The organism is Nocardioides sp. GY 10113 (genome assembly GCF_004919105.1).
Classification (GTDB): Bacteria; Actinomycetota; Actinomycetes; order Propionibacteriales; family Nocardioidaceae; genus Nocardioides.
In genome coordinates this window covers 249,074-261,463 of sequence record NZ_STGK01000004.1, presented here as the reverse complement: position 1 = coordinate 261,463, position 12,390 = coordinate 249,074, and the positions used below count along the sequence as shown (strand labels likewise).

The window sequence follows — 12,390 nt, the reverse complement described above, 5'->3', positions numbered from 1 at the left end:
CGCGCTCGTCTAGCATCGGGTGATCCGCACGTCGCTCCCAGGCGCACGGCCCGGGGCGGCCGGCGCCACCCCGTGGGGGTCCGAAGTGACACATGTGCTGCTGATCGAGGACGACGAGCAGATCGCCGCCTCCCTGGCCCAGGTGCTGCGCCAGCGGGGACGGCTGGTGTCGGTCGCGCACCGGGCGTCGGAGGCGCTGGCGCTGCTGGTCGACACCCCGCCCGACGTGGCCGTGCTCGACCTCGGCCTGCCCGACCTCGACGGGCTGGACGTCCTTCGGATGGTCCGCGGCTTCAGCGACCTCCCCCTGATCGTCGCCACCGCACGGGACGACGAGCCGACCATCGTCCGGGCGCTGGAGGGCGGGGCGGACGACTACGTGGTCAAGCCGTTCTCTGGACGCCACCTCGACGCCCGGATCCACGCCCTGCTCCGCCGGGAGCGCGCCGACCGCGACCCGGTGATCCAGGTCGGCGGCCTCGTCATCGACCCGGGCGCGCACGAGGTCACGCTGGACGGCGTACGGATCGAGATGCGGCCCAAGGAGTTCGCGCTGCTGCGACTGCTGGCATCCCGTCCCGGCGAGGTGGTCTCCCGACGCACCATCGCCCAGCAGGTCTGGGACCACCCGATCTCCTCGACCGACTCCACCATCGACGTCCACGTCTCGGCGCTGCGTCGCCGGCTCGGGGAGACCAGCGCCGAACCGAGGTACCTCCACGTGATCCGCGGCGTCGGCGTGAAGCTCGCCCGGCCCGCCGACCCGTGAGGCGCCGGCTCGGGTCGATCATGGCCCTGACGACCGTCGCGGTGGTGCTCGTCTTCCTGGTCCCGCTGCTGCTCCTGCTGCGCACCGTCCGCCACGACGCGGCGGTGCAGGACCTGGTGATCGCGGCGACCACCTTCGACAGCGCGGTGACCCCCGACGCTCCCCCGGGAGAGATCCGGTCCGCGATCGGCCGGTTCGAGGACGGGCACCCCGGCGTCAGCATCGCCGTCTTCTGGCCGGACGGCACGGCGGTCGGCACCGACGAGGCCGCGGACCGCCGGGTAGCGGAGGCGTTCGGGGGCGAACGGGTGGTCACCACCGTGGGCCACCGGATCATCGTCGACCTGCCCGGCGATCCCGCGGACGACGGCGGAGCCGCGCCGCGGGTGGTCCGGGCCTCGGCCGCCGACGACGCGACCGCCCCCGCCCCGCGACGGATCCTGGTCGTGCTGGCGCTCAGCACCGGGTTCGCGATCCTGGTGGGCGGTGCCACCGGTCTCCTGGCGGCGCGCTCGATCGCCACGCCGACCGTCCGGCTCACGAGGACCGCCCGGCGGCTCGGCGGCGGGGACCTCACGGCCCGTGCGACGCCAGAGGGGCCGCCCGAGCTACGCGACCTCGCCACCACCTTCAACCGGCTCGCCGACGAGGTGGACCGACTGCTGGCCCGCGAACGCGAGTCGGGGGCGGACCTGGCCCACCGGCTGCGCACCCCGGTGACCGCGCTGCACCTCGAGGTCGAGGCACTGCCGGACTCCCCCGCCACGCACCGGCTGGCCGAGCGAGTCGACCGGCTCGAGCGCACCCTGACCGACGTCATCCTCGACCTCCGTCACGCATCCGGCCAGCCCGTTGCCGGGACGGCCGCGTCGTGCGACCTGTGCACCGTGGTCGCGGACCGCATCGCCGACTGGTCCGACGTCGCACGTGACGGCGACCGCAGCCTCACTGTCGCGATCGGCCCGGACGGCGCGCGCCGGGTGGCGGTCGACGCCGAGGACCTCGAGGCGGTGGTCGACGCCCTCGTCTCCAACGCGCTGCACCACACCCCGCCGGGCACCCCGGTCCAGGTGGCCGTGGCCGACACCGCCGGGGCAGCGGTCGAGCTCGTGGTCGACGACGCCGGGCCGGGCTTCCCCACCGGTACGCCGCCACGACGCGGTGTGAGCCCGGGCGAGTCCACGGGGCTCGGACTCGACATCGCGCGGCGCACGGTCGAGCGGACCGGTGGGGCGTTGCACCTCGAGCGCGCCCCCATCGGTGGCGCCCGCGCCCGCGCCACGCTCCCCGTGGTCGACGGCTGACGGCGCCGCACCGAGGCACCCGCGCCGTGCCGGGCGCCCGGTTGAGGAAGAGTTCAGGTTCGCCGCAGGTCACGTTCGGCAGCGCTCATCGACCGTGGAGGGGACGAGGCGATCCCACCCCGGGGGCCTCACCACCGAGAGGACGAGATGAGCACCACCACCGAACCGAAGGTCGACGGCCGCCGGACCCCCGCGGCGGCAGGCATGTCCCCGCTCAAGCGCACGTCCGTGCGCGGCGCGATCCTGTTGCTGAGCACTCCGCTCGCGCTCTCCGCGATCGACCTCGGCGCTGCGACCGCCGCGCCCTCCCCGACAGCAGCGACCGGCGTCGCACCCACCACCGGGTCCGCCGAGGACCGGGAGAAGGACGAGCAGCGGGTGGCAGCGGCGCTGGACCGCCTGCGCGCCGACGGCATGCTGGCCGAGGCACCCGCGGCGACCGCCAGCGCCGGGCCGACGACCCTGGCCAAGGACTTCGGCGGCCGGCTGCTGAGCGAGGCGTTCTCCTCGGGCACCGGCTGGGCGCTCGACGAGGTGATCGCCGGCCTGGGCCTCGGCTCCGGCGCCGACGTCAGCGATGCGCTGCGCCAGCTCGGGCACTCGATGTCGGCCCTGCAGGCCGACGTCACCCGCATCCTGCAGCTGATGCACGAGGTGCTGCACGGCCAGGACAAGACGAACTTCTACAACTCCTACACCCAGGCCGGCATCGCGGCCAGCCGGATCGACACCGCCGCCCGCTCCGTGGCCGACTGGGTGGAGAACGACCTGACCCCGTCGGAGAAGAACGTCTCCGACATGGCGCTGGTGGTCAACACGTCGATGGGCGAGCTTGACTTCCTCGCCTCCAACCCGGTCACCGGCACGATCCCGCTGATGATGAAGGCGGCCGACGCCTCCACGGTGACCGACTTCGAGTGGGAGTACTACGAGCAGGTCGACGAGGTCCGCGACGGCTACCGGGCGGCGTACGCCCAGGGGCTGGCGGCCATGGACCTGTTGACCGAGTGGGACCAGGACGGCACCGTCGCGGTCACCCGCAACCGGCTCACCACCGACGCCATCGCCGCCACGATGGAGCTCTACGCCTCCGGCGTCACCCCGGACGTCACCCCGCCGACCGGGGAGCCGGTCGTCCAGGCCAGGAACGGCGCGCGTCTGTTCTCGGCGTGGAGCACCGAGCAGGTGCAGGGCAACGGCTGGTCGCGCCACAACGGGCTGCGCCGCGACGTCCTCGAGCCGGCGCTGCGGGGCATGGCGAACGGTTACGACCCGGCCAAGCACGGCGGGGTGACGCTGCAGCGGTACCTCGAGGACCGCGCCATCCCGACGTCGTACGTGTACTACGACTCCTTCCACAACCACAAGCAGACCTCGGGCGGCGCTCTCACCCGCTACACCAGCTACGAGCTGCGGGCGAACATCGGCGAGATCCGCGGCAACGACTACCGCGAGCGGACCATCAACATCACCAAGAAGGACCGGGCCGTGCGCCAGGACTGGTCGCCCTGGTACGGCTGGCGGACGAACCAGGACAGCCAGAAGGAGGCCGACGCCTGGTACAAGATGCAGTACGACTACTGGCGCGGGGAGGCCCGGAGCCAGACCCAGCGCTGGATGGACCGGTACGACGCTCACTCGCGGCTGCTGCTCCGCGACGTCGAGAACAACGCCGGCGGGTGGGCGGCCGACTTCGGCCAGCAGCAGGTGCGGAAGGCCGCGTTCCCGGCTGCCTGACCGGGCCGGGATCGACGCCGTCCCAACAGGCGTGCAGCCCGAGCGCAGTGCCGCGTCGGCCCGTCACGCCCGGCGGGTTCCTCCTCCCCGTTGCCGCGAGGGGCCGTGGGGAGGAGCATGGGCTCCATGGGCTCCATCGGCGGAGGACGAGCGACCGGCACACGTGAACCGGGAAGGCGCCGGCACCGGCTTCTCGCCGCGGGCATCGGCGCGGTGGCACTCGCGCTGGCCACGGTGCTGTCGGCCGCGGCCACGACGCCGGCGAACGCGGCGCCCGCGGCTGCACCACCGTCCACGGACGTGGACCTGGGCCCGAACGTGCACGTCTTCGACCCCTCCATGTCGGTCGGCCAGATCCGGGCCGTCGTCGACCAGGTGGCGAACGAGCAGGTGGGCAACGAGTTCGGCGCCGAGAGGGTGGCGCTGCTCTTCGAGCCGGGCACCTACGGCACCCCGGACGAGCCGCTGAACTTCCAGGTCGGCTACTACACCGAGGTGGCCGGCCTCGGGAGGTCACCCGGCGACGTCACCATCAACGGCTCGGTCTACGTGCGGAACCAGTGCGGCACCAACGGGTGCTTCGCGCTGAACAACTTCTGGCGTTCGATGTCCAACCTCACCATCAACGTCACCACCCCGGACTTCGGCTGCTACTCCGGCCAGTTCTGGGCCGTCTCCCAGGCCGCGCCCCTGCGCCGGGTGCACGTCAAGGGCCAGACCACCCTGATGGACTACTGCACCAACCCGTCGTTCGCGAGCGGGGGCTTCATCGCCGACTCCGCGTTCGACGCTCTGGTCATCAACGGCTCCCAGCAGCAGTTCTACGTGCGCAACACGTCGTTGAACGGCTGGAGCAACGGGGTCTGGAACCAAGTCTTCTCCGGCTCCCCGGGTGCCCCGCCCCAGTGCTTCCCCGCCGATCCCTCGTGCGGTGGGCCGTACACCACCCTGCCGACGACCCCGGCGAGCCGCGAGAAGCCGTACCTCTACGCCGACTCGTCCGGATACCACGTCTTCGTGCCCGCGGCGGTCACCGACTCCAGCGGTCACACGTGGTCCTCGGGGCTGACGCCGGGCCGCTCGATCGACCTCTCCGACTTCTTCGTCGCGCGCCCGTCCGACTCCGCGCAGACCATCAATGCACAGCTGGCGCGAGGCAAGAACCTGCTGTTCACCCCGGGTGTGTACGACATCACCCAGACCATCCGCGTCAAGCGGGCGGACACGGTGGTGCTCGGCCTCGGCCTGGCCTCGCTCACCCCGAAGAACGGCGTCGTGCCGATGACCGTCGCCGACGTACCGGGAGTGGACATCGCCGGCGTGACGTTCGATGCCGGCGCGCAGAGCTCGCCCGTCCTCCTGCGCGTCGGGACCCAGCGCGCGGCCGGCAGCCAGGCCCGCGAGCACAACGGCTGGAGCGACCCCGGCAACCCGACCGCCCTCCAGGACGTCTTCTTCCGGATCGGCGGACCGTACGTCGGCAAGGCCGAGGTCAGCCTGGAGGTCAACAGCGACCACGTCATCCTCGACGACATCTGGGCGTGGCGCGCCGACCACGGCAGCGGCGTCGGCTGGACGCAGAACACCGCCGACTCCGGCCTGATCGTCAACGGTGACGACGTCACCGCGACCGGCCTGTTCGTCGAGCACTACCAGAAGACCGAGGTCATCTGGAACGGCGAGAACGGCACCGTGGTCTTCTTCCAGAACGAGATGCCCTACGACCCGCCGAGCCAGGAAGCCTGGCGAGCCAGCCCGACCGAGGAGGGGTATCCCGCGTTCGTCGTCTCGCCGCACGTGAAGCACTTCACCGGCTACGGGATGGGGTCCTACAGCTTCTTCAACCAGGGCGTCGACATCTTCGCCTCGAACGCGTTCGAGGTGCCGAACACCCCCGGCGTCCGGATGCACGACCTGCTCACGGTCTTCCTCGACCCGGGTGCCGGGATGGGCGGCATCCGCAACGTCATCAACGGCACCGGCGGACCCTCGACGATCGCGAACGCGGACGTCCCGGTGACGGTCGTGACCTACCCCTAGCCCGCGGCAGGGGCAGCGCACGGCGGCGCCATGGGCGCGTCCGCGGCTCCGGTCGACCCGTCGACGTCGGCACGAGTCCGATGCCATGGTCCGGAGGCAACGCGAAGGGCCACCCAGTGCGGCAGACAGTGTGGTGCAGGAGAGTGCCGCCCGCCGATCTCGGGCGGATATCGAGGAAAAGCAGAAACGGGCCCGCCCGGCGTCTCCGCCGATCAGGCCCGTCTCCGGATGATGTACCCCCGACCGGATTCGAACCGGCGCTACCGCCTTGAGAGGGCGGCGTGCTAGGCCGCTACACAACGGGGGCTTATCTGTGTCCTCCGCTCGGTTTCCCTCGCGGCGACATGTAGAACATTAGGGGACCCGTCGCGGGAGGGCCAAATCGGGACACCCTCCACGCCTGTGACCTGCGTCCCCCCGGCGCGATCCGGGTGCGACGCCGCCCCGGGGCGGACCACCGAGGCCTCAGTCGAACCCGAGGTCGAGGGCCATGAACAGACCGGCCCCGATGAGCACCCAGACGAACACCAGCACGGGGAGCGCGATGATCAGCGTCACCAGGCCGTCGACCCCGCGCCGCGGCAGCGTGCTGGCGAACACGGCGACGACCGCGAAGAAGGAGCCGAAGTAGAGCCCGCAGCGGGCGACGAGGAACGCCCCGATCGCGACGGCCAGCGCCATCGCCACCGCTTCGGCGGCGATGCGCGCCGGTCCGGACGTGCCGGAGCGCCGCTCGGACCGGGCGAGGCGCGCGACGACCATCCCAGGAGCGTCGCAGCGGCGACGCGCGGCGTCGCCGCCCATCTGGGGTATCCGCACCCGGCGGATCGGGCCCGCACAGCGGAGAGGGGAAGGAAAAACAGAAGAAGCCGGGCATCTGCCCGGCCTCCTGCTTGGCTGGTCTACTAGGACTCGAACCTAGACTAACTGGACCAGAACCAGTCGTGCTGCCAATTACACCATAGACCATCGGTTCACTGGAGATTGCTCTCCGGTGCATCGCCCAGACCCCGTTTCCGGTGGCCTGGCCAACGACGGGAAACACTACACGCGGGCCCGCGACCCCTCCAAAACGGCCCCACCATCGCGATCCGCGACCCGCATCAGGCGGGCCAGCAGGAGGCACCCGACCAGGTAGCTCACCGACTGCGTGAGGGTCACCGGGATGCTCCACCAGGTGCCGCCGGTCGGGGTCAGCGCCGAGGTCATGTCCCCGAACGCCAGAGCGAGCCCGAACGCGAAGAAGTTGTTGAGCACGTGCATCGCGATCCCGGCCTCGAGGCCACCGGTCAGGATCACCAGCACCCCGGCGACGACGCCGAACGCGAAGCGGTCGAAGAAGATCGGCAGATCCTGCCCGAGCCCGTGGGCGAGCGCGAACAGCGTGGCCGGCACCAGCACCGCGACCACCATCGACGCCCGGTCGCCCCAGCGGCCGAAGAGGCGCCCGCTGGCCTGGGTGAGGTAGCCGCGGAAGGCGTACTCCTCCCCCGCCGCCTGCAGCGGGGTGAGCAGGAGCACGACGAGGACGAAGTCGCGCGTCTGCGCCGTCCAGGGGTTCAGCGAGCCGGTGGTCTCGATCCCGGCGTCGCCCTGCACGGGCAGGAGTGCCGAGACCACCAGCGTGACGACCAGCGCTCCCAGCGCCACGCCGAGGCAGGCGGCCAGCCATCCCCAACGGATCCGGCCGACCACCGAGGCCGACCACCCGGTCCGGCGGCGGTGCACCAGCCACACGACGAGCCAGACCGACGGGATGGCCAACGCCCACCCGGCGTTGACGACACCCAGGAAGAGCGGCGTGACCGGGTCGCCGGCGAGCAGGTCGCCGATCCGGTCGACGTCGACGCCGCCGACCAGCAGCGCGACGGCGACCGCGTTCACCAGCACGAACTGTCCCCCGAGGGCCAGGACCGCCAGCAGGACCACACCCACCGGGGCGCGCCACCCGCCACGGGCCCCGCGGGCCAGCAGCCGGTGGTACCGCAACCCCTCCGCCGCCTCGGCCGCGGCCGGGGCGGTGGCCTCAGCCGACAGCACGGCGCAGCCGGCCGAGGCCCCGCTCCCGACCGAGCAGCTCCAGCGACTCGAAGAGCGGCGGCGAGATCCGGCGACCGGTCGCGGCCACCCGCACCGGGCCGAAGGCGACCCGGGGCTTCAGACCGAGCTCCTCGGTCAGCTTGGACTGCAGGGCCTCCTGGATCGCCGCGGTCGACCAGGACTCCAGCGGCTCGAGCGCGGCGACGGCCGCGGCCACCACCTCCCGACCCTGGTCGTCCAGCAGCTTGGCCGCGTCGGCCTCGTCGAGGGTGAAGTGCTCCTCGTCGACGAAAAGGAAGCCGAGCATCTCCGAGGCCTCGGTGAGCTTGTTGATCCGGCGGGCGACCAGCGGCATCGCCAGCTCCAGCAGCTGCGCGTCGGCGTCGCTCACCGGGTCGGAGACGACGCCGTCGCGCTTGAGGAACGGCAGCGCCCGGTGGGTGATCTCCTCCACCGACAGCAGCTGCATCTGGGAGGTGTTGATCGCGTCGGCCTTCTTCAGGTCGAAGCGTGCCGGGTTCGGGTTGACGTCGCCGATCTCGAACGCCTCGACCATCTCCTCCAGGCTGAACACGTCACGGTCCGCGGCGATCGCCCAGCCGAGCAGCGCGAGGTAGTTCAGCAGCCCCTCGGGGATGAAGCCCTGCTCGCGGTAGGCCAGCGCGTGCGCCTCCGGGTCGCGCTTGGAGAGCTTCTTGTTGCCCTGGCCCATCACGTAGGGCAGGTGGCCGAACTCCGGCGTCGCCTTCGCGATGCCGACCTCCTTGAGCGCCTCGTACAGGGCGATCTGGCGCGGGGTCGAGGAGAGCAGGTCCTCGCCGCGCAGCACGTGGGTGATCTCCATCAGCGCGTCGTCGACGGGGTTGACCAGCGTGTACAGCGGGTCGCCGTTGGCCCGGCACAGCGCGTAGTCGGGCACGAACTCGGTCTCGAAGGTGACCTCGCCGCGAACCAGGTCGTTCCAGGTGATCGAGCCGTCGGGCATCCGGAACCGCACGACGGGCTGGCGTCCCTCGGCGACGAAGGCGTCGACCTGCTCCTGGGTCAGCTCCCGGCAGAAGCCGTCGTACCCCTGCACCTTGGAGCCGGCCGCCTTGCGGCGGGCCGCGGCCTCGTCGTTGGTGCAGTAGCAGTCGTAGGTGTGGCTGCTCTCCTTGAGCCGGGCCAGCGCGTCGGCGTACAGGTCGGAGCGCTCGCTCTGCTTGTACGGCGCGAAGGGGCCGCCGACCTCCGGGCCCTCGTCCCAGTCCAGGCCGAGCCAGCGCATCAGGTCGAGGATCGAGGCCAGCGACTCGTCGGTGCTGCGCTCCTTGTCGGTGTCCTCGATCCGGAAGACGAAGGTGCCGCCGTGGTGGCGGGCGAAGGCCCAGTTGAAGAGGGCCGTGCGGACCAGGCCGACGTGGGGGCTGCCGGTCGGCGAGGGGGCCATCCGGACCCGGACCGGGCTGCTGATCTCAGTGCTCATGCTCGTGCTTCCACCTTGTTCGTGAGGGAGCCGAGGCCTTCGATGCTGACCTCGACCTCGTCGTCGATGTTCATGGGACCGACGCCCTCGGGGGTGCCGGTGAGGATCACGTCGCCGGGCAGCAGCGTCATGACGCTGGAGACGTGGGCGATCAGGGACGGGATGTCGTGGACCATGTCGGCGGTGGTGCCGTCCTGCACCAGGTCGCCGTTGAGGTAGGTCTGCACCCGACGCCCCTCGGAGAAGTCGTTCGGGTCCAGGTCGGTCTCGATCCAGGGGCCGAGCGGGCAGAACGAGTCGAAGCCCTTGGCCCGGGTGAACTGGACGTCGGAGCGTTGCAGGTCGCGGGCGGTGACGTCGTTGCCGATCGTGTAGCCGTAGATCACGTCGGTGGCCTGCTCGGCGGGCACGTCGCGGCAGATCCGGCCGATCACGACGGCCAGCTCGCCCTCGTAGTGCACGTTCTGCGACTGCCGCGGGTAGTAGATGGCGTCGCCGGGGCCGACCACGCTGGTGTTGGGCTTGAGGAAGAGCAGCGGCTCCTCGGGCACCTCGTTGCCCATCTCGGCGGCATGCGCGGCGTAGTTGCGCCCGACGCCGACGACCTTGCTCCGCGGCAGCACCGGAGCCAGCAGCCTCACCTGGTCGAGCCGGTACTCCTGCTCCAGCAGCTTGATGCCGACGTAGAGCGGGTCACCGGCCAGCGCGACGATCCGGGCGTCCTCGCCCAGCTGTCCGTACTCGTCGAGGTCCCCGGTCACGATCCCGAAGCCGGGCTCTTCCCCTGTGGTGAATCTGGCGATGCGCACCCGGCGAGCCTATCGGCCTACCCTGGGGCGCTGTGGAGGTGCTGGAGCGGGCCGAGTGGCAGGAGCGGGCCGCGTCACACGCGGCGCGGATCGATCGCTACACCGCACCCCACCTGGCCCGGCGCGAGGCGCGGACCAAGCACCCGGTGTTCGACTTCCTCTTCACCTACTACTCCTATCGCCCGGCGCAGCTGCGCCGCTGGCACCCGGGGTACGGCGTGGGGCTGGCCGGATCCGACGAGCACGCCGCGCTGAAGGGCTACGACGTCGGTCCGGGCGGAGCGGCGGCCGTCACCGAGGCACACCTGGCCTCGCAGCGGGTCCTGCTGACCACCCTGCACCGGCTGCTGCGCGCCACCGCCGCCCGCCCGGCCCACCTGGGCTGCTTCGGCCTGCACGAGTGGGCGATGGTCTACCGCCAGACCACCGACGAGCTGCGGCACAACGCCTGGCCGCTGCGCCTCGGGCCGGCCGGCACCGACGAGGTGGTCGAGGGCCACCGGATCGCCTGCTCGCACTTCGACGCCTTCCGGTTCTTCACCGCCCCGGCGCGACCGCTCAACGCGCTCTCCCCCGGTCGCGACGACCGCGACGCGTTCGAGCAGCCGGGCTGCCTGCATGCCGGCATGGACCTCTACAAGCACGCCTTCCGGCTCTCCCCGCTGGTCTCCTCCGACCTGGTCGCCGACTGCTTCGAGCTCGCCTGGGAGATCCGGGTGATGGACATGCGCGCGGCGCCGTACGACCTCGCGGCGCTGGGCTTCGAGCCGATCCGGATCGAGACGCCCGAGGGCAAGCGGGAGTACGTCGAGGCGCAGCGCGCGTTCACCGAGCGCGCAGCGCCGCTGCGGGCACGGCTGGTCGCGGAGTGCGAGCGGCTGCTCGGCGCCTCGGCCGTCCTCGCCTGACCCGCCGCCGCACCGGTCCCGACGGCACGGGTTCGTGCCGATGCACGCTCGCGCGCACTCGTAGATGATATATGATTCTGTCGTTCGCTGGAGACGACGACAGGACGACGATGACCCAGGGCCCACTGACCGGCATCCGCGTGATCGACGCCTCGACCATCCTCGCCGGCCCCCTGGCCTGCCAGCTCCTCGGCGACTTCGGCGCCGAGGTGATCAAGATCGAGCACCCGACCGCCGGCGACGGGATGCGCGGCCACGGCCCGAGCAAGGACGGCGTGCCGATCTGGTGGAAGGAGATCGCCCGCAACAAGCACACGATCGGGCTGAGCCTCTCCCACCCCGACGGCGCCGACATCTTCAAGGCGCTCGCCGCCCAGGCCGACGTGGTGGTCGAGAACTTCCGGCCGGGGACGCTGGAGCGTTGGGGACTGGGCCCGGACGTCCTGCACGAGCTCAACCCGCGCCTGATCCTGGTCCGGGTCACGGGCTTCGGCCAGACCGGCCCCTACGCCTCGCGCGCCGGGTTCGGCACCCTCGCGGAGTCGATGAGCGGCTTCGCCCACCTGACCGGCCAGCCCGACGGACCGCCGACGCTGCCGGCCTTCGGGCTGGCCGACTCCATCGCCGGCATCGCCGCCTCCTCGGCGGTCTCGATGGCGCTCTACGCCCGCGAGCAGAACGGACGCGGCCAGGTCATCGACCTCGACCTGCTCAGCCCGATCATGACCGCGGTCGGCCCCGGGCCCAGCGTCTACCAGCAGACCGGAGCGATCGGCACCCGGCACGGCAACCGGTCCACCAACAACGCGCCGCGCAACACCTACCGCACCGCCGACGGCTACTGGGTGGCGATCTCCACCAGCGCCCAGGCGATCGCCGAGCGGGTGATGCGCCTGGTCGGCCACCCCGAGGTGATCGACGAGCCCTGGTTCGCCGCCGGGCACAGCCGCGCCGAGCACGCCGACGAGCTCGACGCGATGGTCGGCGGCTGGATCGGGGCGCGCACCCGGGAGAAGGTGGTCGACGCCTTCACCGAGGCCGGCGCCGCGATCGCCCCGATCTACGACGCCCGCGACATCGTCGAGGACCCGCACGTCCGGGAGGCCGGGCTGCTGGTCGAGGTGCCCGACGAGGACCTCGGCGCCGTCCTGCAGCACAACGTGATGTGGCGGATGTCCGAGACGCCCGGCGCGATCCGGTTCTCCGGTCGCGACTGTGGCGCCGACACCGACGACGTGCTCGCCGCGCTCGGCATCGCCCCCGACGACATCGCCCAGCTCCGCGCCGACGGCGCGATCGCCTGAGCAGGAAACCGAGA

The 12,390-nt window shown here is 71.7% G+C and carries 10 protein-coding genes and 2 tRNA genes; 6 read left to right on the top strand and 6 right to left on the bottom strand.

All coding sequences use genetic code 11. From position 1 onward, the window contains the following. The first annotated feature begins 85 nt into the window (after positions 1–85). From E8D34_RS07300 to E8D34_RS07285, 4 genes are all read left to right on the top strand, one after another. The gene (locus E8D34_RS07300) at positions 86–769 is read left to right on the top strand and encodes a response regulator transcription factor (RefSeq protein WP_136593948.1); all 684 of its coding nucleotides are present in this window, start codon (positions 86–88) and stop codon (positions 767–769) included. Between the two features lie 20 nt (positions 770–789). After that, on the top strand, positions 790–2,073 hold the full coding sequence (locus tag E8D34_RS07295; RefSeq protein WP_136593947.1) for a HAMP domain-containing sensor histidine kinase: 1,284 nt from the start codon (positions 790–792) through the stop codon (positions 2,071–2,073). Positions 2,074–2,220: 147 nt separating this feature from the next. After that, positions 2,221–3,810, top strand: coding sequence for a hypothetical protein (locus tag E8D34_RS07290; protein WP_136593946.1), 1,590 nt, complete (start codon positions 2,221–2,223; stop codon positions 3,808–3,810). 213 nt (positions 3,811–4,023) lie between these two features. After that, entirely contained in the window at positions 4,024–5,850 is a 1,827-nt protein-coding gene (locus tag E8D34_RS07285) for a glycosyl hydrolase family 28-related protein (protein WP_206056591.1), read from the top strand. A gap of 234 nt (positions 5,851–6,084) precedes the next feature. Here the strand turns inward: E8D34_RS07285 and E8D34_RS07280 are convergent. From E8D34_RS07280 to E8D34_RS07255, 6 genes are all read right to left on the bottom strand, one after another. Further along, positions 6,085–6,157: transfer RNA gene (locus E8D34_RS07280), tRNA-Glu, on the bottom strand. 158 nt (positions 6,158–6,315) lie between these two features. Continuing rightward, positions 6,316–6,612 (bottom strand): hypothetical protein, encoded by a 297-nt coding sequence (locus E8D34_RS07275; RefSeq protein ID WP_136593944.1) that lies wholly within the window; start codon positions 6,610–6,612, stop codon positions 6,316–6,318. Positions 6,613–6,744: 132 nt separating this feature from the next. Further along, positions 6,745–6,819 (bottom strand) — tRNA-Gln (locus E8D34_RS07270). A 75-nt stretch (positions 6,820–6,894) separates the two neighbouring features. Next, positions 6,895–7,890 carry a type II CAAX endopeptidase family protein gene (locus E8D34_RS07265; protein ID WP_240771195.1) on the bottom strand — a complete coding sequence of 332 codons (996 nt, stop codon included), beginning with the start codon at positions 7,888–7,890 and terminating at the stop codon, positions 6,895–6,897. Further along, positions 7,877–9,355: a glutamate--tRNA ligase gene (gene gltX, locus E8D34_RS07260; protein ID WP_136593943.1), complete on the bottom strand. Its 1,479-nt coding sequence runs from the start codon at positions 9,353–9,355 to the stop codon at positions 7,877–7,879. The genes E8D34_RS07265 and gltX overlap by 14 nt, the downstream gene beginning before the upstream one ends. Then, the gene (locus E8D34_RS07255; RefSeq protein WP_136593942.1) at positions 9,352–10,164 is read right to left on the bottom strand and encodes a fumarylacetoacetate hydrolase family protein; all 813 of its coding nucleotides are present in this window, start codon (positions 10,162–10,164) and stop codon (positions 9,352–9,354) included. The genes gltX and E8D34_RS07255 overlap by 4 nt, the downstream gene beginning before the upstream one ends. A 32-nt stretch (positions 10,165–10,196) precedes the next feature. On the opposite strand from E8D34_RS07255, the gene E8D34_RS07250 reads away from it, so the two are divergent. Together E8D34_RS07250 and E8D34_RS07245 are read left to right on the top strand one after the other, a co-directional pair. Further along, positions 10,197–11,072 carry a 3-methyladenine DNA glycosylase gene (locus E8D34_RS07250; RefSeq protein WP_136593941.1) on the top strand — a complete coding sequence of 292 codons (876 nt, stop codon included), beginning with the start codon at positions 10,197–10,199 and terminating at the stop codon, positions 11,070–11,072. Positions 11,073–11,182: 110 nt separating this feature from the next. Beyond that, positions 11,183–12,376 (top strand): CoA transferase, encoded by a 1,194-nt coding sequence (locus tag E8D34_RS07245; RefSeq protein WP_136593940.1) that lies wholly within the window; start codon positions 11,183–11,185, stop codon positions 12,374–12,376. Positions 12,377–12,390 lie beyond the last annotated feature (14 nt).